The organism is Rhodanobacteraceae bacterium (assembly GCA_016713135.1).
Taxonomy (GTDB): Bacteria; Pseudomonadota; Gammaproteobacteria; order Xanthomonadales; family SZUA-5; genus JADKFD01.
The window spans coordinates 364,085-389,134 of sequence record JADJPR010000001.1; the positions used below are offsets into that span (position 1 = coordinate 364,085).

Annotated in this window: 9 protein-coding genes and 1 pseudogene; 5 read left to right on the forward strand and 5 right to left on the reverse strand. The window is 68.6% G+C overall.

Annotated features, from left to right (window positions below):
- Window positions 1-16 precede the first annotated feature (16 nt).
- The 5 genes and pseudogenes from IPK27_01370 to IPK27_01390 all read right to left on the reverse strand — a co-directional run bounded on the left by IPK27_01370 (window position 17) and on the right by IPK27_01390 (window position 5,343).
- Entirely contained in the window at window positions 17-712 is a 696-nt protein-coding gene (locus IPK27_01370; protein MBK8066306.1) for a hypothetical protein, read from the reverse strand.
- Window positions 691-1,695 (reverse strand): hypothetical protein, encoded by a 1,005-nt coding sequence (locus IPK27_01375; GenBank protein MBK8066307.1) that lies wholly within the window; start codon window positions 1,693-1,695, stop codon window positions 691-693. The genes IPK27_01370 and IPK27_01375 overlap by 22 nt, the downstream gene beginning before the upstream one ends.
- 202 nt (window positions 1,696-1,897) lie before the next feature.
- Window positions 1,898-3,688, reverse strand: a pseudogene (gene ltrA, locus IPK27_01380) (group II intron reverse transcriptase/maturase).
- Window positions 3,689-3,790: 102 nt separating this feature from the next.
- The gene (locus tag IPK27_01385; GenBank protein MBK8066308.1) at window positions 3,791-4,147 is read right to left on the reverse strand and encodes a hypothetical protein; all 357 of its coding nucleotides are present in this window, start codon (window positions 4,145-4,147) and stop codon (window positions 3,791-3,793) included.
- Entirely contained in the window at window positions 4,096-5,343 is a 1,248-nt protein-coding gene (locus tag IPK27_01390; protein MBK8066309.1) for a hypothetical protein, read from the reverse strand. The genes IPK27_01385 and IPK27_01390 overlap by 52 nt, the downstream gene beginning before the upstream one ends.
- A 104-nt stretch (window positions 5,344-5,447) precedes the next feature.
- Here IPK27_01390 and IPK27_01395 point away from each other — a divergent pair, with 104 nt between their 5' ends.
- From IPK27_01395 to IPK27_01415, 5 genes are all read left to right on the forward strand, one after another.
- On the forward strand, window positions 5,448-7,220 hold the full coding sequence (locus IPK27_01395) for a peptidase M14 (GenBank protein ID MBK8066310.1): 1,773 nt from the start codon (window positions 5,448-5,450) through the stop codon (window positions 7,218-7,220).
- Between the two features lie 88 nt (window positions 7,221-7,308).
- Window positions 7,309-10,968, forward strand: a complete 3,660-nt coding sequence (locus IPK27_01400) for an Ig-like domain repeat protein (protein MBK8066311.1) — start codon at window positions 7,309-7,311, stop codon at window positions 10,966-10,968.
- 280 nt (window positions 10,969-11,248) lie between these two features.
- A complete protein-coding gene (locus tag IPK27_01405) occupies window positions 11,249-15,571 on the forward strand; it encodes an FG-GAP repeat protein (GenBank protein ID MBK8066312.1) in 4,323 nt (1,440 codons plus the stop codon).
- A 162-nt stretch (window positions 15,572-15,733) separates the two neighbouring features.
- Complete coding sequence (locus IPK27_01410) at window positions 15,734-17,134, forward strand: hypothetical protein (protein ID MBK8066313.1); 1,401 nt, start codon at window positions 15,734-15,736, stop codon at window positions 17,132-17,134.
- A 207-nt stretch (window positions 17,135-17,341) separates the two neighbouring features.
- On the forward strand, window positions 17,342-24,499 hold the full coding sequence (locus tag IPK27_01415; protein MBK8066314.1) for an Ig-like domain repeat protein: 7,158 nt from the start codon (window positions 17,342-17,344) through the stop codon (window positions 24,497-24,499).
- Window positions 24,500-25,050 lie beyond the last annotated feature (551 nt).

The following is a 25,050-nucleotide window of genomic DNA, read 5'->3' on the forward strand; positions in this document are numbered from 1 at the left end:
CGCCGGGGGCGTGGGGTCAACCCTCGAAGCCATTGCGGAACAGACCATCCTCGGCGATCGGTGCGACATAGATCCCGGCCCAGCCCAAGGTGTTTTCCGGGTCGAGCGGATCGACGTACAGCATGCTCAGGGTCACACTCAGCCGACCGCCACGGAATCCGTCCCGCTCCACACCGACTGCACTGACGAAAGAACCCGCCGGGGCCAACGGATCGACTGACGTACCCGTCGTGGTCCCGACCTCGGCCACCGTCCGCAACGGAAAACCGTTGACGATTCCTTCGCGAAGATAGAGGCCATCCAGGGACCTGCGCTTGGCCTTGAAAACGACCTGGCCACTGCTGCCCGGCGGCGAATGCAGCGCGGCGAAGGTGCCCGCACGCCAGCGCGCCAGTTCCGTGCCGGGCTCGATCGATCCGCCCGCATCGGGCGCTCTGCCCGAGAATCCCCAGAACATGAAGTCCTCGATGCCCTCCTGCAGGGTACGTGCGACGCGGTGGGTGGTATCGGTGTCCAGGTCGTAGACAAACACGCCCTGATTGACCGGAATCTCGACTACCAGACCGGTCGGATGGATCAGGTTGCAGTACGCGATGATGTCGGGATTGCCATCGACCGGACACACCAGCGTCTTCTGGAAGGTCTCGGCCCCCCAGCTGGCCCAGAATGCAACTCGGCTGCCGTCCTCATTCAAGGAGAGCGCCTCGCCCATCGTCCGGAACCCAACTCCCGCGGGCTCGCCTGAACCTGGCCGCCGATGCTCGCGATGACCTGCAGCGGGGGCGTCGACGCGATCGGGGCGCGATAGATGCCGCCGAGCGTCGGGGCTTCCTCGATGTCGAGGCCGGTGAAATACACGAAGCCATTGGCGGCGCTGGGCGGAGCTGTAGAACCGAACTTGGTGGTACCACCGGCGGGCTGGTTGGGGATCACCGTGTTGGAGCTGGCAATAAGCCCGGTATAAGGGACTGGCGAGGTCGCGACGACGTCCCGGAAATAGATGCCGGTACGTCCGAGCCCATCGCCCAGATCGGTGTAATTGCCCTTGTAGACGATGTATCGGCCATCGGCGATCGCGGGTGACCCGGGGAACTGGTCGAAGCGCTGGCCCAGCAGTGCGCCCGGCACCGAAGACCAGGGGAAGCTCAAAGTGAACTGATCGGGTTCGACGGCACTGCCGAGCAGGCTTGCGCCGGTGACCGGAACCCCATTCGGAAAGACATAGATGCCTGAAGTGCCGATACGCGTTTCCGTGGTTCCCAACAGATAAGTCCAGACGGGCTCATGCTGGCCCCGGGTGGCAATCAGGTTCGAGGTGGCGTCGATCCGGGGAGTCGACGGGAATTCCAGATAACCCGCTGGAACGCCGTTGTAAAGCGTGTTGTTGGGATCGGAAACAGCGTCGCCGCGGGTCAACAACTTCACGACAGGACCAGCCGGAAACAGGTTGCGCTGGTAGATACCGTCAACTTGTTGCGCGCTCCCCACGCTGCTGCGCGCGCGAAAGACCAACAGTCCCGCATTGTTGATGGCGGGCTGGTTGTAGCTCTTGAACGTCGCGCCCGCAACGCCACCCGGCGCAATGTCGGCGTTGTTCACCCCGACGGTCCAATTCAGTTGTTGTGCCTCCGTCTGTGCACCGAACAGCGCCAGCGAGAGCGCGATTGCGATGGCTGTGCGAGTGACGGTACTCATGGCTGTTCTCCAGCGAACTCCGAGCCTGGCGCAGGTCATCCGGGCATTCCGGATACTGCTCGGCTTATGAGCGTGCGCCCGCGGCTACGAGCGACATTGATCCCGATCAATACCGCTGGCCGATTGCTTGGAAACTGGGTGGGGCTGGCATTGCACCTGGGACCAAGCCGCCTGTCCTGCTCGATCGCGGTAGGAATGCCCGTCACCGGGCACCCCCCGCACAGATCCCGGCGGGCGCAATTAACGCACCGGGCTCCCACCTTGGGTGTTTGACGCGAAAGCGCACGCTGGGCCAGGGATGGGTGATGCGCGGTCGGGGAATGTAAGCCTCCGCCAGCTGGCTCATTCGGTCCCACGTGGTGGAGCCCCGCTGGCTGCGACGCTTGAGCGCCTTGCGCCAGTGGTCGACCGCGTAGTGCCGGAACGCGTCCAGCCGATGAAAGTTGGTCGGTACGCCGTGGTAGGCCATGTAACCGCCAACCACCTGCCCCAGCCATTTCCCCTGAACCGGGATCGGTTGGTGGAGTCGACTCCGCAGGCCGTCCTTGATCGCCACCAGGGCAGCACGCATGCGGTCACGCCGAGTATGGCGACGAAGTTGAAATTCGCCGCGCCGGTCGCGTCCGCAGATGTGCGTGAACCCCAAGAAGTCGAACGTCTCGGCCTTACCCTGTCCCTCCCGGTCGCGCTGCACTTGCGCGTAGCGGCCGAACATCAGCAGCCGGGTCTTCTCCGGATGCAGGGTCAGTGCAAATCGCTCCAGTCGTGCGCGCATCGCAACCAGGGAATGCTTCAGCGTCGCTCTGGTGCTGGAATCCCAGCACGATGTCATCGGCATATCGCACCACGATCATCGAGCCCCGGGCATGGCGCTTTCGCCATTGCTGGGCCCAGAGGTCAAAGACGTAGTGCAGATACACATTCGCCAACAGCGGTGAGATCACGGCGCCTTGCGGCGTCCCCACCTCGGTGGCCAGGTGCACCCCGTCCTCGATGACTCCCGCTTTCAGCCACTTCCTGATCAGCCGCAACACCCGCTCATCGCCGATACGATGCTCCAGAAACCGCAATAACCACTCATGACTCACGGTGTCGAAGAACTTCGCCAAATCGGCGTCCACGATCCAAATTTTTTCCTGTCCAATCGCCACCGCCAGAGCGTCCAGCGCATCGTGCTGTCCACGCCCTGGTCGGAAGCCATACGAGAAGCCCAGAAAATCCTGCTCGTAAATCGCATTCAGCACTTCCACCAGCGCCCGCTGCACGATCTTGTCCTCCAGTGCCGCGATGCCCAAGGGACGTTGCCGTCCATCAGCCTTCTCGATGTACTGGCGGCGCGAAGGTCGTGCTCGGTAGGTGCCACGGTGAACACGCTCGTGCAAATCCGCGAGTCGGCGCTCCTGGTCAACCTCGTAGTCGTGCCACGTGACGCCATCCACACCGACGGCCGCATCCCGCTTCAACCAGGAAAAAGCGGCCGCCAACAGCGATGGCGTGAGGTGGTGCAACAGCGCCGTGAAGCGCTCCTGCCCTCGGACTTTCGCCCGTTCGCGTACACGGTGCAGCTGCAGTGACACGCTTTCCGGCTCTGCGTCCGGCGCGTGCGTGGCTGTCCCGCGTTCCCTTCGGCCTGCCGCCTTCGCTCCATGAACTCCGCCTCCGCTCGCGCGTTCTTGTTCGCCCACTTCATCGCTACTACGCAGCAGTCTGACTTCTCCGGTCCGTGCATTGTCGGCTTCGGCTCCTCGCCTTCCCGACACGGGCCGACAGGCGTCACCGCCCACCGGTCGGACCGGAGACCTCCCGGCTCCGTACAAAGCGCGTATCCCATGCCAGGGTTCAGCGACCTCGCCGGGTCGCCACGACGCTCGCGAATAGCGCGTCGCAGCGTGCTGCCTTCCGCCGAATAGAAAGCGTCGGCACCCGGAATTAGGGTTCTTTCGCGGCTCAATGGCTGGCCTATGGACGCCCCTGTCAACGCTTCACGACGCATCTCGCGATGCGCCATGCATGACTCGGGGACAGATTGGATCGCTACTCCTCTCCCTGTCGGGGACTCTCACCCCTTACGCTTTGCCGGTTTGCGCCGGCGCACCTACTCGAACCCGTCCGCGAACAGCGCCGTTGGGCCCTGTACTTCGAAGGCGCCGATGTCGACGGCGCCGACCCGCGGCAATCCGCGCTGGTCGGCCGGCGGCGCGCCGGTGGCGGTGCCACTGTCGATCGCCGGCGAGCCGGGCAGCAGCGCTTGCGTGCGCGTGGGCCCGCCGTTGTCGCCCAGCGCGCCGAGCAGGGCGTCGGCGTAGATCGCGTCGGGGGTGACGCGCGCTTCCTGCTGGCCGCCGCTGCCGGGGCGGGTCTGCGGGAACTGGATGTTGTTGGATCCGCCCTGCACCGGGTTCAGCAGGGTCCAGGGGTTGAAGGCATTGCCGCCGGTGTTGTCGAAGAACACAGAGTTGCGCAGCGTGATCGGCCGTCCCGCCCGTTGGCGATGCCACCGGCGAAGCACACGCCGCAGGGCGCGCGGTTGCCGGCGATGGTGAGGTTCTGCAGCAGCAGCGGGGCGGTGCCCTGCAGGTTCATCGCGCCGCCGAGGCCATTGCGCGCGATGTTGCCGGAGAAGGTCGAGTTGACGATCTCGCCGCCGGTGGTCACCGCGCCGTGGTCGAACAGCGCCAGCCCGCCGTAGCCCACCGCCGAGTTGTCGCTGAAGGTGGAATCGCGGATCGACACCGGGCCGCCCTGGATGTAGGCGCCGCCGGTGTGCTGGTCGCTGCCGTCCTGGATGTTGCCGTGCAGGGTCGATTGCCAGATCCGGGTCAGGCTGGTCTGGTCGTAGACCGTGGTGAACAACCCGGCACCGAAGGCGTTCGCGTGGTTGGCGGTCAGGCGCGTGCGGCACAGGCTGAGCTCGCGGGTGTCGCCGTCCACTGCCAGCGCGCCGCCATTGCCGCCGCTGCCCGGGTTGCCGCCATCGCCGGTGGCGTAGTTGGCGTTGAACTCGCTGTCGAAGAAGCGGATCTGCTGCGTACCGAGGGCGTAGAAGCCGCCACCGCTGGCGCCGTGGTTGTCGTCGAAGCGGCAGCGCACGCACACGAACTCGCGGTGGCCGGTGAGGTAGACCGCGCCGCCGCCGCCATCCTGCGCCACCTCGATGGCGCGATTGCCGATCAGCTGCACGTCGTACAGCTGCAGCCCGACCGCGCGCCAGGGCTCGCTGCCATGGTCGTTGAGGATCGCGCCACCGGAGCGCGCGAACTCGTTGCCGCCGGCGCTGCGCGCGTCGCCATCGCGCAGCACCAGGTTCATCAGCACGATGTCGTAGTTCGCCAGGGCCGGATTGCTGATGTCGATGATCCGTCGCGCGCTGCCGCCGGACAGGGTGGCGCCGCCGCCGTCGAGGCGTACCGCGCGGGTGATCTGCAAGGTGGCGTCGAGTGTCAGCGTGGCGCCGCCGAGGTTCAGGCGGAGATCGCCGCCGGCATTCAACGCCGCCTGCAGCTGTGCGCGCGTGACGCTGCCGGGGCTGCCATTGCCGAGCACCGTCGGGCTGGCCAGCAGCGGTGTCGCCGGCGTGTCGCAATTGAACTCCTGGGTGCTCGCAGTGGCGCACCAGAGCCAGGCCAGCAGGGCGTAGCGCGTGCGCATGGCGAGTCTCCGTCCAAGGTGCTGACAGTGCGATGGTAGCGCGCTGCTTTCGCGCAGACCGTGATCAGGCATGCTTGCGCGCTCTCCGGTTCGAAGGTCCGACCATGCTGCTGCGCGCCCTGTCCCTTTCGCTCGCCTGCGCCCTGTCCCCGTCGATCCTGGCGGCGGACGCCGACTGGACCACCCCCGCCGAGGCCAGCGATTACGCGCGCACGCCGCGCTACGCCGAGACGATGCAATGGTTCCAGCGCCTGGACGCGGCCAGCCCTGCCGCCAGCCTGCTCGCCTTCGGCCGCAGCCCGCAGGGGCGCGCGCTGAACGCGGTGGTGCTGAGCTCCGACGGCATCGCCACGCCGGAAGCGGCGCGCGCCTCGGGCAAGCCGGTGATCCTGCTGCAGGCGGGCATCCACGCGGGCGAGATCGAGGGCAAGGACGCGCTGATGGCGCTCTCGCGCGAGTTGCTGTTCGGCGCCGACCGTGCGCTGCTGGAGCCGGTGGTGCTGGTGCTGGTGCCGATCTTCAACGTCGACGGCCACGAGCGCTTCGGGCCTTACAACCGGATCAACCAGAACGGCCCGGCGGAAATGGGCTGGCGCGCCACCGCGCAGAACCTCAACCTCAACCGCGACTACACCAAGGCCGACGCCCCGGAGATGCAGGCCTGGCTGCGGCTGTGGCAGGCCTGGCAGCCGGACCTGCTGGTCGATCTGCACAACACCGACGGCGCCGACTATCAGTACGCCATGACCTGGGCCTACGAGGCCGGGCCGAACATCCACGGCGCGCTCGCCGGCTGGCAGCGAAAGAGCTTCGATCAGGCGGTCAAGCCGGCGCTGGCCAAGGCCGGCTGGCCGGTCGCCTTCTACGTCAACATGCAGAACTGGGACGATCTGCGCGCCGGGCTGGTCGAGGGCGTCTCCGCGCCGAGGTTTTCGGTTGGCTACGCCGCCGCCGCAGGCCGCCCCGGGCTGCTGCTCGAATCGCACATGGTCAAGGACCACAAGACCCGCGCGCTGGCGACCCTGGCCACGCTGCGCGAGGTGCTGCGCGCGGTCGCCGCCGACCCGGCCGCGCTGATGGCGGCAGTGGCGGCGGCCGATGGCGAACGCTTCGATGCGGACCAGCCGGTGCCGCTGGCCTTCGATCTGTCGGCGAAGACCGAGTCGATGGACTTCCTCGGCTACGCGGAAACCCGCACGCCGAGCGAGGTCTCCGGCGGCACCTGGGTGCAGTACGACCAGTCCCGCCCGGAGACCTTCGCGCTGCCGGTGCAGCGTGAGATCACGGTCACCGCCAGCGCCGCGGCGCCGGCCGCCTACCTGGTGCCGCCGCAATGGACCCAGGTCATCGAGCGCCTGCAGTTGCACGGCATCCGCATGCAGCGGCTGCCTGCGGCGGCGCGCGTGACCGGCGAGCGCCACCGCTTCAGCAAGGTCGAGTGGGCGCCGCGGCCCTTCGAGGGACGCCACCTCGTCACCAGCTTGGAATCGACCCTGGAGCCGGTCGCGGCCGAGGTTCCCGCCGGGAGCTGGCTGATCGACATGGACCAGCCGCGCGCGCGCCTCATCGCGCTGCTGCTGGAGCCCGCCAGCGGCGACAGCCTGATCCGCTGGGGCTTTTTCGACACCATCTTCGAGGAGAAGGAGTACGCCGAGGCGCGCGTGCTCGAGCGCCTCGCGCGCGAGATGCTGGCGGCGGATGCGGCCCTCAAACGCGAGTTCGAAGCGCGCCTGGCCAGCGACACGGCCTTCGCCGCCGACCCGCGCGCCCGCCTGCGCTTCTTCTACGAACGCTCGCCCTACTTCGACCAGGCCTGGATGCGCTATCCGGTGCTGCGACTGGATGCGCGGGCGCTCGCCGGGCTGACGGCGGACTGACGCGCCCCGACGGGACCCCAGTTCCGGGGTGCCGCGCGAGCACGCAATCGCGGACACTGATGGCACCGTCCGGGCGGGAAGAAAGCCGATGCGTGCGCTGCGATGTGTGCTGGTCGTGCTGGGTCTGTGCGGGCCCGCCGCGGCGACCGCTCAGGCCGCCTACGAGCCCTTCGACTATCCGCTGAACGACAACCTTGCCGGCGCCAACGGCGGGGTGGGCTTCGACGGGCCGTGGACGGTGACCGCGAACGGCCCGTCATCCGCCGTCACCGGCGCGCAGAGCGGCGTGATCGTCGCCGGGCTGTCCTACAGCGACGCCCTCGGGCAGGTCCTGCCGGTGTCCGGCGGTGCCTGGCAGGCCAACAGCGGCCTGGCGTTCGGGCAAGGCCAGCGCGGCACCGTTGCCGTGCCGGGCGGCGCCGTCTCGAGCTCCTACGGCAACGACGGCCGCAGCCGCGACATCGGCAATGCAGCCGGCAAGACCACGCTGATGGTGATGCGCCTGGACTTCGCATCCAGCGCCAGCGACACCATGCACGCACGGCTCAACCCGGTCGTCGGCCAGCCGCTGAGCGCGCCGCAACTGATTGGCAGTTTCCGCAACTACGCCAGCCTGTTCAGCGGCTTGAGCCTGGTCTGGGGCGACCAGCGCCAGTTCGACTTCGACGAGTTGCGCGCCAGCCTGACGTCGCCGGCGGGACTCCCCACGCTGGTCGTCGACACCACCAGCGACGACGGCTCTGTCGCCTTCCAGGCCTGCACGAGCGCGCCGGGCGACTGCTCGCTGCGCGGCGCGATCGCCAAGGCCAATCTCGACGATGCTGCCGACACGCTGCACTTCGCGATTCCGGGCAGCGATCCCGGCTGCGATGGCAGCGGTGTGTGCCGGATCGCGCCGCAGGGCGTGCTGCCGACGATCGCCAAGCCCTTGACCATCGATGGCTACACCCAGCCCGGCGCCAGTGCGAACACGATCCCGGCGCCCGGCGCGCTCGACAGCGTGCTCAAGATCGAGATCGACGGCAGCGGCGTGGCCGCCGCGGTGCCGGCGATCCTGAACATCGGTGCCGCCGGCCCGACCGGCGCCGCGCCGCTGGTGATCCTGCGGGGCCTCGCGATCGGGGGCGTGCCGTCGAACAACGGCACCAACGCGGTGAACTTCGGCTTCCGCTCGGCGGACTCCCGCATCGAGGGCTGCTACCTCGGCACCGATGCCAGCGGCAACGTCGCGCGCTCCGCGCAGTTCGGCGTGCTGGCCGACGAGACGGTGACCATCGGCGGCGACACGCCGGCGGCGCGCAACCTGGTGTCGCGCAACCGCAGCGACGGCCTGCGCCTGGCCGGCGCGCCGCGCGTCGAGGGCAACCTGATCGGCTTGCGCCGGGATGGCCTGGCGGAACTGCCGAACAGCGGCGATGGCATCCGCATCACCAGCAACTGCAGCGCGCCGTTCCCCAGCCTGGTCGGCAACCGCATCGCCGGCAATGCCGGGCGAGGCCTGTTCTGGACTGGTGGCGACATCTGCAGCAGCGACGCCGGCGGCGCGCTGAGCGGCAATGTGTTCGGCCTGGCGGTCGACGGCAATCCGCTTGGCAATGCGGCGGGCGCGATCGCCATCGCCACCCAGGGCAGCGGTGTCGACATCGGCGGGCTCGCGGCCGGGCAGGGCAACACGATTGCGCAGAGCTTCGGCAGCCCCGGCCACGGCATCGCCGGCCTGCGCCGCTTCGTGCGGGCGCGCGGCAATGCGTGGCCCGGCAATGCGGGCCTGGGGCTGAGCATCGGTGCCGCGGCCGGCACGCGCTCGCTCAACGATGTCGGCGATGAGGATTCCATCAGTACCTCGCGCCAGCAGAACTGGCCGGAGATCAGCGCCCCCAGCCAGGCCGGCAACCAGTTGAACCTGAGTTACCGGGTGGATTCGGAGTTCGACGCGGGCGCCGCCGGCACCGCCGGCAAGTCGGTCTATCCGCTGACGGTCGACTTCTACCGCGCCAGCGGCGACGAGGGCGAGGTCTTCCTGGGCAGCGACACCTACGAAAGCGGCGACGCGCAGCAGGTCAAGGCGATTGCGCTGACGCTGCCGGCGGGTGTCAGCTTTGGCCCCAACGATGTGGTCGTCGCCACCGCGATCGACGCCCAGGGCAACCAGAGCGAGTTCAATTTCTACCGCATCCAGAGCCTGGCGATCCTGTCAGACGATCCGGACCCGAGCCCGGCCGGGGTGCCCTACACGGTGACGGTGCGCGCCGAGGCGGTGCCCGGCGAGCCCTTCGCGCCGAATGGCCGCGTGCGCATCGTCGACGGCCGCGGCGGCGAATGCCGTGCGACGCTGGTGCCGACCGCCACGCCGCTGCGCAGCGAGGGCAGTTGCGAACTGCTCAGCACCGGCGCGCCGGGCGCCATCACGCTGACCGCATCCCTGCCCGCCACCGAGAGCGCGTTTGCGCGCGTCGACGGTACGAGCGTGGCGAATGCCACCGCCAGCCACACCGTCACCGCGGGCATCGAGGCGCTGGAACTGGTGGCCGGCAGCGGCCAGACCGCCGCGGTTGGCGATGCCTTCGCCTTGCCCCTGCAGGTGCGTGCACTCGGCGCCGGCGGCGCGACGATCGCCGGCGTGCCGGTGCAGTTCCAGGCGCCGGTGGGCGGCGCCAGCGCCAGCTTCGCGCAGAACCCGGTGACCACAGGCGCCGACGGCATCGCCAGCGTCGTCGCGACCGCGATCACCACCAGCGGCAACTACAACGTGACCGCGCGCGTCGGCGCGCTGACGCAGACCTTCGCGCTGACCAACGAACCGGGCCTCGATACCGCGCTCGCCATCGTCTCCAACCTGCCGAACCCGTCGAACCCCGGCCAGGCGGTGACCGTCACCATCGCGGTGAATCCCGAAGCCGGCGGTCCGCCGCCGACCGGCAGCGTCGCTGTCAGTGCCAACACCGGCGAGGCCTGCACCATCGTGCTGCCGGCCGTCAGTTGCCAGCTGCTGTTCACCATTGTCGGCGAGCGCCCGATCCAGGCTTTCTATCCGGGCGACGGCGCCTACACCAGCAGTAAGGCGGCGTTCGCCACACAGGTGGTGCAGGCACCCCCGAGCCTGCGCATCGACGCGGTCTCCGCCAACGAAGGCGACGCCGGCACCACTGCGCTCGACTTCACGGTGACCTTGCAGGATGCCACCGGCGCCGCGGTCAGCGTGGACTACGCCACCGCCAACGACAGCGCGGCCGCCCCCGGCGACTACACCGCGACCAGCGGCACGCTGAACTTCAGCGGCGGCACGGTCACCCAGACGGTCACGGTGCTGGTCAACGGCGACACCGAGGTCGAGCCCGACGAGCAGTTCTTCGTCAACCTCTCCAACGCCAGCGGCGCCAGCATCGCCGACGGACAAGCGATCGGCATCGTGCTGAACGATGACCAGCCGCCGCCGCCGATAGCCAGCATCGACGACGTCACGGTGCAGGAGCCGGTATCCAGCGGCCTTGCCGAGGTGCTGGCGCGCTTCACCGTAAGCCTGGATCGGCCGGCGCCGGGTCCGGCGAGCGTGCGCGTGCGCACGCAGAACGGCAGCGCGCAGGCATCTGCCGACTTCGACTCCAACGACTTCGTCCTCGAATTCGCGGCCGGCGATCAGTCACAAACCGTAGAGGTATACGTGCGCGACGACGACATTCCGGAGGGGGGACGAGAACTTCTTCGCCGAGCTATCGGAGCCGCAGGGCCTGAGCGTCGGCGACGGTAGCGGTACAGGCACGATTCTGGACGGTGGCCCCGGCGCTACGATCATCGTCACCTCCAGCGCCGACCCCGGTGATGGCACCTGCACAATCGCGGAATGCACTTTGCGTGAAGCGATCACCCTGGGGAACAACTTCGAGTCCATCCGTATCGGTTTCGGCATCCCGGGCAGCGGTCCGCACACGATCCGTCCGCTCTCACCGCTGCCGCTGCTCGGGCGAGCGATCCACACGATTGATGGCTATACCCAGCCTGGAAGCATGCCCAACTCAAACCGCGACGGCGTGGCGCTCAACAACGTCATCCAGATCGCGCTGGATGGCAGTGCGATATCCGGTACGGTCAATGGACTCGATCTGATCCACGGCGCGACCGTGACTGGGCTCGCGATCCACAGCTGGAGTGGCGCCGGCATCCGCATGACGACCAGTGCCAACGGTCGGCCAATGAACATCCTGGGCAATTATCTCGGAACCGATAGCAGCGGTCAGGTCGCACGCGGCAATCTGGTAGGCATTGAGCTGCGCCCGAACGCCCGGGTGACAGGTACATCCCTGAGCTGGGTCATCGGTGCGGGGATAGGCGGGGGGAACCTCATCTCGGGCAACCGCGCCCATGGCGTGATGGTCGTCGGTGGCGAGCCTGGGCCGACCGCTGGTGGCATATCGGCAAACCGGATCGGCCTGGCGCGTGACGGCTCAGCGCTGGGGAACGGTGCCTACGGCCTGTCCATCAGCACGCCTTCGAACAATCTGGTCCATGCGTTCTTCACATCCGGCAATTACATCGGCGCCAACATCGGCGGTGGCGTCCAGATCATCAGCTCGCAGACCAGTCCGGACGGCATCAATCTCCCGGTCATTCGATTCCTGAGTGATCAGATCGGCATCGCCGACGGCGAACTGCGTCCGAACCTCGGCCACGCAATTTCGATAGGGGAGGGATCCGTTGGCGTTGGCAAGGTTCACTTCTCGAGCGTGTCCATCGGCCACGACGCAGGGCCCGCGGTGCGCATTCTGGGGGCACAGACCGAGGTGATCATTAGTGCGCTTGGTCTGCCGGCAGACGGCGTCCCGATCGACATCGGCCCAGCCGGCGCGACGCCGAACGATCCGGGTGACCTGGACAACGGTCCCAATCGCCTGCTCAACACGCCCGTGTTGCTGTCGGCCTTGTTCAATGATCGTGGCGATCGCCTGCGCGTCAGCTATCAGGTCGATTCGCCGCAGGATGCTGGACTCACCGTGAAGTTCTACCGTCGCATCGAGGAGCGACTGGAGTTCGTGGGCGAACACCGTTATCCCGGTGGCATCGCAACAGCCGAACTCGAGGCCAGCAACCGCTTCCTGACCGGCCGCCTCGCGGTCGGCAGCGAGATCGTCGCGCAAACCGTACTCACGGGAATCGCCAGCTCCGAGCTGACGCCAATGCCCATAGTCGTGGAAGCAAGGCAGGCGTTGGTCAGCACTACGCCGGTACTCGAGGGCAACGGTGCTATCGCGCGATTCGTGATCGGGCTGGAGCCACTGGGCAGCAGTTCGACCACGCTGGACTATCGCACTATCGATGGCAGTGCCAGATCACAAGGCGCTATTCGCGACTACTTTGCGCGCAGTGGCAGCGTCACGCTGACGCCTGCTGAGCCGACGGCGATCGTCGACGTACCGCTGGCCAACGACGGGCTCGTCGAACAGGATGAGACCTTCGATCTCGAGGTCTATAGCGCGACGAACTTCGCCATCGGCAGTGGCGTGGCCAGCGCAGTCATCCTCGACGACGACCGGCTGCGCCAGGATCGCGGAGAGTACGATCCGCTTGATCTCGACAGCTTGAATGGCATCGAGGGCTTTCGAATCGAGCACCCGCGCATGCCGGAAACCTCGCTGGTCGCTCTCGGCAACTTCGATGGCAGCGCGGGGACCGATCTGTTGTTGGCGCAGGCCACCAGTACTGCGCTGACCGGCAATCCCTCGTCGCTGTACCTGATGCCGAACCTGAGCGCACCATTCCAGCCTTCCTATGTGATTCCGGCCAGCGGCAGCGCCCAGTTCCCACGTATCGTCGACACCGCTGAGCGCGGCGCCGGCTATCTTGCAGGCGCGGCAGGACGGCTGCGCGACGTCGGCCAATTGCCTTCGCTGCTGTTGCGAAATGGCGATCGTCTGGTCGTCGTGCACGGCCGAACCACAGCGTTGGCCGCGAGTACCAACCTGGCTGCATTGAGTTCGACGGAGACCATCAGCGGCTCGACCTTCCGGGTTACGCCGCTCGGCGACATCAATGGCGATGGGCGAATGGATTTCGCGGTGGACAGCTCGGCCACCGGCAGCATCAGCGCTGCGGTGATCTTTGGCTCGTTGGGGCCGATGCCGAGCAACCTCGGAGCCCTGAATGGCACCAACGGATTCACCATTACCAACCTGACCCAGGCGCAGCTTGGCGCCATCATCGCAATTCGCAGCATCGGCGACATCAACAACGATGGCCGTGCCGATCTGCTGGTGCGCGGGCGCACCGGAGCGGGAGTTCGTCGCGACGCGCTGATTCTAGGCCAGGCGGCCTTCGCATCGCAGGTCTTTTTCGATCAGATCAACCCGATGCGGGCGCTCGGAACAAGCGACTCAAATGACATCGAAACCGCTTCAGGCGACCTCAACGGTGATGGTCATCTGGATGTGGTGATCGCTACGCCCAATCCGGGTAACGGCGCCGCGCTCAGTACTTTCATCATTTTTGGCAGCGGCAACTTCAATGGCATCAACAGCGCCGCCAACATCACCGAGGTCCGCCAGGGCTTCCCCGGCGACCAACTGGGCAGTGGATTGGCCGTGATGGATCTGAACGGCAACCGCATCTCCGATCTGGCGCTTGGTGCCGCGGGCGCCGATCAGGGCGGAACACGCGCAGGGCGCGTTGCCGTTCTCTATGGCAGGTCAACGTGGCCTGCTGCAATAGACCTGTCGAGTCCGCCACCGCAAACCGTCAAGTTCCTGTCGACTCGCGCCGGTGCCGGCGTCGGCCATCGGCTGGCGGCAATCGGCGACATGAACGGCGATGGGCGCGGCGAACTGGCGATCACCGCGCCCACGGTCGGTCGCAGCTACATCTACTTCAGCCACAACAGCATCTTCAGCGCTGGTGGCGAGGCTGCACCACCGCCCCCGCCGGTTCGACAGGTTTACAGCACACGCGATGGATCGCCAGGCGAGATCCGTATCGACGGGCGAAAGGAGGTTCTGCCGGCAGGTGATGTTGACGGTGATGGTCGACCCGATGTGCTGTTTGGCATGCCGGAGCCACTCTCGCTCTGTCCCAAGGCCGGCTCCTGCGCCGCGGGCATCGAATTGCTGCGATCCACTGGCGCGCAAACGGGCGCCGAACTGCTGTTGCCTGGTGCCGTGCTCAACGCCCACAGCAGCATTGTGCCGACCGCGCCGCCGAGCGGCACGACGCGCATCCGCCGAGCCGACAAGCCCAATGAGCCGCTCACCGGCAAGTACGCCGGTGTTGGCGATTTCAACGGCGACGGCCGTGCCGATCTGGCCTTCCTTTCGGCGGCGGGCGGCTTTGTGGCGGTGGTCGCCGGACGCGCGACCTTGCCGGCCTTCATCGATCCGCAAGCAGACGCACAGGCGCGTTCGCGACGCTATGCGCTCGACGCTACGGACGGGCTGCGCGTGGCCGGACTTGGCGATATCGATGGCGACGGTTTCGCCGATCTCGGCGTGCTGCGTGGCGCACCGAGCGCGCCGCGCATCGAGATCATCTACGGCATTGCCAGCGGCACGCCGCGGCGAACGCAGATCACGGCACCGGCGGGCCTGCAGCCGATCACCTTGGCGCGCACGCCGCGCTTGGGTCGCATCCGCACCGGTGCCGTACCGGCAGACAGCTTCGAGGTGATTCTTGGCGATGGCCAGCGCGCGGTAGTGTTCGGTACTGCTGCACTGCCGGGAACGCTGGACCTTGGCAATCTTGGCGCGGCAGGCATGTATGTCTCGGCCGCGCATCGCCTGCCCGCCAATGCCGCCACACTTGCCGCTCTCGGCGATATCGACGGCGATGGCATCGCCGATTTCGGCATCGCGCACTCGCCGTTGGCCATCGACGGCAGCGGGCAGGGGCGCATCGAGATCCTGCGCGGCCGTGCCTCGTGGCCGGCGAGCCTGGATGTCGGCACCAGCGATCCCGCCCTGATCGCCGGCCGCATCGTGTTGCGAGGCGAAGGGGTCGGCAGCATCAACGGCCTGGATGCACTGCGTGACCGCAATGCGGATGGCCGGCGCGAGTTGCTGATCTCCCTGGGGCTGGCCGAGGGTCACGCGACGCAATCGGGCAAAGCCTTCATCGTCCATGGGCCCGCGTTGCCGACCGGACAACAGACCGTCCTCGAATTCGACGACGAAGTGCCGGCGGGACAGGGCGTCACGCTGCGCTACGGCCGCTTCGAGGGCGGCAACTGGGCGATCCTGCGCACCCTCGGCGACATCGATGGCGACGGCCGGGATGACTTTGCCTACGGCGCCGATGCCAACGAAGCAGTTGGCGATGGCCTGGCAAGAGCGGGCAGCGCCGGCATCCTCCGCGGTTCTGTCTTGCCGCAGTAGTCCCCTTCCGACGCTGTCGACGGGCCCGCGGTGTGCGGGCAGGGCAGGGAACGAGCCGACGATCCCAACCGGCACCGAAGTGCCGTCGGACCCCAATTCCGGGGTGCCGCTCGTCCGCACAATCGCGAACACTGTGGGCATCGTCCGGGCGGGAAGCTGCCGATGCGTGCGCTGCGATGTGTGCTGGTCGTGCTGGGTCTGTGCGGGTCCGCCGCGGCGACCGCTCAGGCCGCCTACGAGCCCTTCGACTATCCGCTGAACGACAACCTTGCCGGCGCCAACGGCGGGGTGGGCTTCGACGGGCCGTGGACGGTGACCGCGAACGGCCCGTCATCCGCCGTCACCGGCGCGCAGAGTGGCGTGATCGTCGCCGGGCTGTCCTACAGCGACGCCCTCGGGCAGGTCCTGCCGGTGTCCGGCGGTGCCTGGCAGACCAACAGCGGCCTGCAGTTCGGCCAGGCCCAGCGCGGCACCGTTGCCAGCTTCGGCGCGGCGGGCAGCTCGGTGTGGATGAGTTTCCTGGTGCGCCAGGCGGAGACGACGGCCGGCGTCAACTACGCGGGCGGCACGCCCGGCACTGGTTTCGGCTTCGGCAGCGCGGCCATGTTCTCGGGAATCGCAGCCCTGCCGGGCGGTGCCGTCGCCAGCTTCTACGGCAGCGACGGTCGCAGCCGCGACATCGGCAATGCAGCCGGCAAGACCACGCTGGTGGTGATGCGCCTGGATTTCGCAGCCAGCGGCAACGACACCCTGCGCGTGTGGTTCGATCCCGTGCTGAACCAGCCGCTGGGCTCGCCGGGGCTGATCGAGTCCTTGCAGAACTACAGCGGCAGCTTCAACGGCGCGACCTTGCTGTGGGGCGACAACCGCAGCTTCGTGTTCGACGAGCTGCGCATCGGAAGCGATATCGGCTGGACCGTGGAAGCCGCCGCCGATGCCTACGAGCCCTTCGACTACCCGCTCGGCACCAATCTGCACAACGCCATCGGTGGCGAGGGTTTCGACGGCCCGTGGACGGTCACCCAGAACGGCCCCACGCAGCTGGTCACCGGTGCCGCGAGCGGCGAGATCGTCGCTGGTCTGAGCTACCCTGGACTCAGCACATCCGGCAACGCGCTGCGCACCAGCGCAGCGGTGGTCGCCGGGCAGGCCCAGCGGCTGACCCGGCACAGCTTCGGGGCGGCCGGCTCATCGACCTGGCTGAGTTTCCTGGTCAGGCAGGAGGGCTCCTCCGGTGCCGGGCAGGACTACGCCACAGCCACGCCGGGCGTCGGCTTCGGCAACGGCGCCAACGCGATGACCGGCGGCCGCGGCCCCTCGCCCAATGCCTTCATCTGCGCCTTCTACAGCGGCGTCGAATGCACCAGTGGTCTAGACCTCGGCGGCAGCCCGGGCGACGTCACCTACGTCGTTCTGCGCGTCGACCACAACAGCAACAGCGGCGCCAACGACACCATGCGCGCGTGGTTCAACCCGGTCATCGGCCAGCCGCTGGGCGCGCCGCAGTTGAGCGGCAGCTTCCGCAACTACGCCAGCCTGTTCAGCGGCTTGAGCCTGGTCTGAGGCGACCAGCGCCACTTCGACTTCGATGAGCTGCGCGCCAGCCTGACGCCGCCGGCGGGCTTCCCCACGCTGGTCGTCGACACTACCTCCGACAGCCCGGCGCTGACCGCCTGCACCGCGGCCGATGACGACTGCTCACTACGCGGTGCGCTGATCAAGACCCAGCGCGACCTTGCGGGCGAGGACACCATCGCCTTCGACATCCCGATGAGCGATCCGGGCTGCGTGGCCGCCAGCGGTGTGTGCACGATCACGCTGTCGACTGATTCCATCGATCTCGCGAACCTGGTACCCGGCATCCAGACCGGGCAGAGCCAGGGCTTCACCATCGATGGCTACACCCAACCCGGTGCCAGCGCCAACACGCTGCCGCTGGGGCAGGGCAGCAACGCACAACTGAAGATCAAGCTGGTGGGTCCGGTGGGGACGTCGCGCCAGATCACCACGTATACCCCATTTACCCTCCGCGGGCTGATCTTCGAGAACATCGCGCTGGTTCACCAGCGCGGCGACGGCGGCTCCGGCGGCAACGGCCATCCGGCCAACCTGCGCTACGAGGTTTTCGGCAACTTCTTCGGCTACGACGCCGATGGCGTGACCGGGCTGAATTCGCCGAGCCTCGCTGGCTCCGGCTACATCCGCACCTCGAACCTGATCCGCGGTGTGCGCATTGGCTCGGGCGATCCCGCCGACATCAACCTCTTCGGCGCGGGGTCGCAGAAGCCGAACTTCTGCCTGATCATCCTCGGCGAGAACCGCGTGCAGGGCAATTTCATCGGCACCGATCGCAGCGGCATCAGCGGCTCCGGTTGCCAGAACGGCCTGCAGGTCTCGCACCAGGCCTCGCCCAACCTGGCGCCGCTGGACATCGGCGGCGCGGCGCCCGGCCAGGGCAATGTCATCGGCAACCACGTCCTCAACGCGATCGACATCATCCCGGCCGAGCGCAACGTGCTGGTGCGCATTCGCGGCAACAAGATCGGCATGGGTGTCGATGGCCTTACGCCGGCGCCGAACATCAATCCACAGAACAGCGTCTGTACACCGTTCGCGGCGATCCGCGGCGGCTTCTCTCTGCCCGGTTCGGTCCAGGTCGGCGGCCCGCTGCCGGGGGAAGGCAACCTCTTCGGCCCCAACGGCATCAACCGCGCGCGCTGCCCGGCGCCGCAGATCGAGCCACCACCCTATGCGCAGACGGTCGCCGCAGGCGAGGGCATGGGCGTGTGGACGGTACAGGGCAATCGCTACGTCGGCCAACAGGGCATGGCGGTGGATCTGGTCGTGAACGGCTACAACCAACCGCAGCGCCTGCCCAACGACGCCAACGATGCCGATCCTCTGGGCGCCAACCGCCGCCAGAACTTCCCGACGATCAGCGCCTTCAGCCTGGCCGGCAATCAGGTCGATGTGACCTACCGGGTCGATTCGAGCACCGGCAACAGCCTGTATCCGCTCAGCATCGAGTTCCTCAAGGACGATGGCCAAGGCAACCTGACGCCGATTGGCAGCGATGCCTACACCGCCGGCGAGGCGCAGACCGACAAGGCCATCAGCTTCACCTTGCCGGCCGGCGTCACGCTGGGCGCCATTGATGTCGTCGTCGCCACCGCGACGACTACGCCGGTCGCCTCGCCCGGCCCCAGCGACAACGCCTCCGGCGAAACCAGCGAGACCAGTTTCTACCCGCTGGAAAGTTTCACGCTGGTCTCGGTGCCGTCCACGGTGCAGGCCGGCGTGCCCTTCCCGGTGCGCGTGCGCGCGGTTGCCGCGCCCAGCGCGCCGTTCAAGCCGAATGGCCCGGTGCTGGTGCAGGCACGCGTCAATCCTGCTGAGGAATGCATCGCGCAACTGGTCCCGGTGGCGGCAGCGCGCACCAGCGAGGGCGAGTGCCTGCTGGTCACCAACGCAGCGCCCGGCAACGTCGGCGTGCGCGTCAGCTACAACGCCGCGCTGGCGGCCTTCGCGCTGCCGAACGGGGGCAGTCCGGCCTCGATCGTGCAACTGGTGACCGTGCGCGAGCCGTTCACGGTCGACACCACCAGCGACGACGGATCGGCCGCCTTCCAGGCCTGCACCGCGGCGCCGGGCGACTGCTCGCTGCGCGGCGCGATCACCAAGGCCAACCTCGACGACGCGGCCGACACGCTGCACTTCGCGATTCCGGGCAGCGATCCCGGCTGCGACGCCAGTGGCGTGTGCCGGATCGCGCCACAAAGCGTGCTGCCGACGATCGCCAAGCCGTTGACCATCGACGGCTACACCCAACCCGGTGCCAGTGCGAACACGATCCCGGCGCCGGGCGCGCTCGACAGCGTGATCAAGATCGAGATCGACGGCAGCGGCGTGGCCGCCGCGGTGCCGGCGATCCTCAACATCGGTGCCGCCGGCCCGACTGGCGCCGCGCCGCTGGTGATCCTGCGCGGCCTCGCGATTGGTGGCGTGCCGTCGAACAACGGCACCAACGCGGTGAACTTCGGCTTCCGCTCGGCGGACTCGCGCGTCGAGGGCTGCTATCTCGGCACCGATGCCAGCGGCGGCGTCGCGCGCTCCGCGCAGTTCGGCGTGCTGGCCGACGAGAACGTGACCATCGGCGGCGACACGCCGACGGCGCGCAATCTGGTGTCGCGCAACCGCAGCGACGGCCTGCGCCTGGCCGGCGCGCCGCGCGTCGAGGGCAACCTGATCGGCTTGCGCCGGGATGGCCTGGCGGAACTGCCGAACAGCGGCGATGGCATCCGCATCACCAGCAACTGCAGCGCGCCGTTCCCGAACCTGGTCGACAATCGCATCGCCGGCAATGCCGCGCGAGGCCTGTTCTGGACTGGTGGCGACATCTGCAGCAGCGACGCCGGCGGCGCGCTGAGCGGCAATGTGTTCGGCCTGGCGGTCGACGGCAATCCGCTTGGCAATGCGGCGGGCGCGATCGCCATCGCCGCCCAGGGCAGCGGTGTCGACATCGGCGGGCTCGCGGCCGGGCAGGGCAACACGATCGCGCAGAGCTTCGGCAGCCCCGGCCACGGCATCGCCGGCCTGCGCCGCTTCGTGCGGGCGCGCGGCAATGCGTGGTCCGGCAATGCGGGCCTGGGGCTGAGCATCGGTGCCGCGGCCGGCACGCGCTCGCTCAACGATGTCGGCGATGAGGATTCCATCAGTACCTCGCGCCAGCAGAACTGGCCGGAGATCAGCGCCTTCAGCCAGGCCGGCAACCAGTTGAACCTGAGTTACCGGGTGGATTCGGAGTTCGACGCGGGCGCCGCCGGCGGCAGATCGGTCTATCCGCTGACGGTCGACTTCTACCGCGCCAACGGCGACGAGGGCGAGGTCTACCTCGGTAGCGACACCTACACCAGCGGCAACGCGCAGCAGGTCAAGGCGATTGCGCTGACGCTGCCGGTCGGCGTCAGCTTCGGCCCCAACGACGTGGTCGTCGCCACCGCGATCGACGCCCAGGGCAACCAGAGCGAGTTCAACTTCTATCGCATCCAGAGCCTGGCGATCCTGTCCGACGATCCGGACCCGAGCCCGGCCGGCGTGCCGTACACGGTGACGGTGCGCGCCGAGGCGGTGCCCGGCGAGCCCTTCGCGCCGAATGGCCGCGTGCGCATCGTCGACGGCCGCGGCGGCGAATGCCGTGCGACGCTGGTGCCGACCGCCACGCCGCTGCGCAGCGAGGGCAGTTGCGAGCTGCTCAGCACCGGCGCGCCGGGCGCCATCACGCTGACCGCATCCCTGCCGGCAACCGAGAGCGCCTTCGCGCTCGCCGGCGGCACCAGCGTCGCCAACGCCACCGCCAGCCACACGCTCACCGCGGGCATCGAGGCGCTGGAACTGGTGGCCGGCAGCGGCCAGACCGCAGCGGTTGGCGATGCCTTCGCCTTGCCCCTGCAAGTGCGCACACTCGGCGTCGGCGGCGCGCTGATCGCCGGCGTGCCGGTGCAGTTCAGCGGGCCGGCAACCGGCGCCGGTGCCAGTTTCGATCCGGTCACCGCGGTCAGCGGCGTCGACGGCATCGCCAGCACCACCGCAACCGCCGTCCGCAACGGTGGCAGTTACACCGTGACCGCGCGCGTCGGTAGCTTGAGCCAGGACTTCACGCTGACCAACGAGCCGGGCCTCGATACCGCGCTCGCCATCGTCTCCAACCTGCCGAACCCGTCGAACCCCGGCCAGGCGGTGACCGTCACCATCGCGCTGAATCCTGAAGCCGGCGGTCCGCCGCCGACCGGCAGCGTCGCGGTCAGCGCGAACACCGGCGAGGCCTGCACCATCGTGCTGCCGGCCGTCAGTTGCCAGCTGCTGTTCACCACCGTCGGCGCGCGCCCGATCCAGGCCTTCTACCCGGGCGATGGGGCCTACCGCAGCAGCAAGGCGGCGTTCGCGACGCACACAGTGGCGAACACGCCGAGCCTGCGCATCGGCGACGTCAGCCAGAACGAGGGCGATGCCGGCAGCAGCGCCCTGGTGTTCACGGTGACGCTGGACAACCCCACCGGCGCCGCGGTCAGCGTCGACTACGCGACGGCCGACGACAGCGCCGTCGCACCCGGCGACTACAGCGCGAGCGCCGGTACGCTGAACTTCTCCGGCAGCGCGACGACGCAGACGATCAGCGTGCCGGTGGCCGGCGACAGCGACATCGAAGCCGACGAGCGCTTCTTCGTGAACCTCGCCAATGCCAGCGGCGCGGCGCTCGCCGACGCGCAGGCCAAGGGCACGATCTTCAACGACGACGCGCCGGTGCTGCCGGCGGTGTCGATCGACGATGTGATCGTCCAGGAGCCGGTGCTGCGCGGCCTGACGCAGACGCGCGCGCGCTTCACGGTGACGCTCGACCGCCCGGCCGCGGCGCCGGCCTCGGTGCGCGTGCGCACGCTCAGCGGCAGCGCGACCCAGGGGCAGGATTTCGACGGCAACGATTTCGTGCTCGGCTTCAGCGCCGGCCAGCGCCAGAAAACGCTGGACGTCTTCATCCGCGACGACCTGGTGAGCGAGCCCACCGAAACCTTCAGCGTGGAGCTCTCGCAGCCGCAGGGCCTGACCATCGCCCGTGCGCTCGGCGCGGGCAGCATCCTCGACGATGGCCCGGATGCCAGCCTGACGGTGAACTCCGCCGCCGATCCCGGCGACGGCGTATGCACGCCTGCCGATTGCACGCTGCGCGAAGCGATCCTGCGCGCCGCCCAGTTGCAGTCGGTGCGCATTGCGTTCGCGATTCCCGGCAGCGGCCCGCACCGCATCCTGCTGAACGCGCCGCTGCCGATCCTGCCATCGACGCTGCACACCATCGATGGCTACACCAAGCCCGGCAGCCGGCCGAACAGCCGCGCCATCGGCGATCCGCGCGGGCTGGATGCGGACCTGCGCATCGTCGTCGATGCCAGCGCCATCGGCGGCGGCGGGTTCACGCTGCAGCACGGCGGCACCCTGCGCGGCCTCGCCCTCGTGCGCGTCAGCGTCAACGCGCGCAACGCCTTCAACGGGCGCCCGACGCGCATCGTCGGCAACTACATCGGCAGCGACGAGAGCGGCACGCTGGCGGCGGCGAGCGGCGTGGTGCTGACCGTCGACGGGCGCTCCGCGGACGGCCTGGTCGACCTCCTCGTTGGCGGCGATGGCGCCGATCGCAACCTGCTGCTCGGCACGCTGTCGCTGAACAGCAACAACGCCCAGTTGCGCGCCGGCACCCGCATCCGCATCGAGGGCAACCTGATCGGCGGGCTCGGCGCCAGCGGCCTGCCGGTCGCGTCGCTCAGTCGCGCCATCGCCATCACCGACGACAACCCGAACGGCATCGCCAGCGCACTGACGCTGGTCGGCAATGTGCTCGGCGGCTACAGCGAGGCCGGCGTCGCGCTCGAACCCGGCAGCAGCGTGTTTTGCTGCGTCAGCCCGGGACTCAAGCTGGATGCCAGCGGCAACTGGTTCGGCACCGACAGCAGCGGCCGCAGCCTCGCCACGGGCAACGGCATCGAGGTCCTGCCGGGCAACTTCCGACAATTCGAGGGCCTGCGCTTCGTCGCCGATCATTTCGGACCGGGACAGACCGCGGCGCGCATCCACGCGCTCAGCGGGCCCAATCGCGCACACCGCGTGCTGGTGGTGCCGGCCTCGATGGCGGCGCAGCCGGCGGTGATCGACCTCGCGCCCTTTGGCGCCACGCCCAACGACATTGGCGACAACGACAGCGGGCCGAACGAGTTGCTGAACTTCCCGGAGCTGCTGGCGGTCGCCTACAACGACCGCGGCGACCGCCTGCGCATCCGCTACCGCATGGAACCGGCCAGCACCGCCGGCGACTTGACGCGCAGCGTGGCGCATTTCTATGCCGAGGAAGACGGTCGGCTAGTATGGCTGGGCGCACGCCCCTACGGCGGCGGCATAGACGAGTTCGACCTCGCGCTCGGCCGGCGCCTGCCGCTGGACACCGCGATCCACGCCCTGCACGAGCGCGAGCAGTCAGCGCCGATCAGCTCGGAGCTGGCGACCAGCTCGCTGCCGCTGGCCGGCAACCAGTTGCTGGCGCAGGCCGCGGCGACCCGCGAGAACGCCGGGCCGCTGCGCTTTGCGATCCGCTCCGAGCGCCCGCTCGCCGCGCCGCGGAGCTTGCGCTTCCGCAGCATCGACGCCAGCGCGCGCGCCGGCAGCGACTACACCGCCGTGGACGGCAGCGTGCAGGCGCCCGCCGGCGAGTTCGAGGTGTTCGTCGACGTGCCGCTGCTCAACGACGCGCTGGTCGAGCGCGCGGAGAGCTTCCAGCTGGAAGTCTGGAGCGAGGAGGACTTCGGCCTCGGCTCGGCGCTGGTCACCGGCAGTATCGTCGACGAGGACGTCGTGCGTCCCGACGTGCGCCAGTTCGACACCCTGAATCTCGACGCGCTCGACGGCCGACGCGGCTTCCGCATCGAGCATCCGCGCGCCGATGAGGCGGTGCTGGTGGACCTCGGCGATTTCGATGGCGCGCCGGGCAGCCGCCTGGCGCTGGCGATCAGCGAGGTCGGTGGCGACAGCCGGTCGCGCACCAGGCTTCCGCGCGCAAAGCTCGCTGCAACTGCTGCCCGCGCTGGCGCCGCCGTTCGCGGCAACCCTGTCGCTGGGACGATTCCAGCCGAATTTCTACGTGGACACCGCGAGGGAGGGTGCCGCGTTGCTGCCGGCGACGCTCGGCAGGATCCGTGGCGCGGCCAGCCGGCCGAGCATCGGCCTGCGCGGGAACGCCTCGATCTACCTGATCCACGGTCGCGACAGCCTGCCGGCGAGCGGCTCGATCCAGTCGCTCGCCAGCGGCGCCGATGGGCAGACGCTGGCGCTGCCCGCGGCGGCCCAGCGCATCGTCGCGGTCGGCGACGTCAACGGCGACGGCCGTGAGGATGCCGCGGTCGCGGTGCCGCCGCGCGCCTTCCTGCTGCTCGGCCGCAACGATGGCGCACCGCTCGTGCTTGGCCCGGCGATCCAGGCAAACGGGCCCGAAGGCGTCGAAATCCTGCAGATCGCCGGTGCCGGCGATCTCAACGGTGACGGCCGCGACGACCTGGTCGTGCGCGGTCGCAACGCGGCGGGCTATTCCTTGTGGCTGATTCCCGGCCGCACCAATTTCACCGGCGCCCAGGTGCCGGACACCGGCCAGGCGCAAATCGTCGATCCCTTCGCCAGCGGCGGCGCGGCCGAATTGGCCGATACGCTGGAGTTCGTCAGCGGCGATACCGGCTTTGTCGAGGATGGCAACGCGGCGATCGTGGACTTCCTGGCGATCGCGGCGCCCGCCTCCGACGGCGGCCTCACGCTGTTGTTCGGCGGCGCGCAGCTCGAAGACGTCGTCGATCCGCTGCGTCGCCAGCGCATCCTCCCGGCCTTCCCGCGCGATCGCACCGGCCAGGGTCTCGCCGTGCTGCCGGACTTCGACGGCAGCGGCGGTGCGG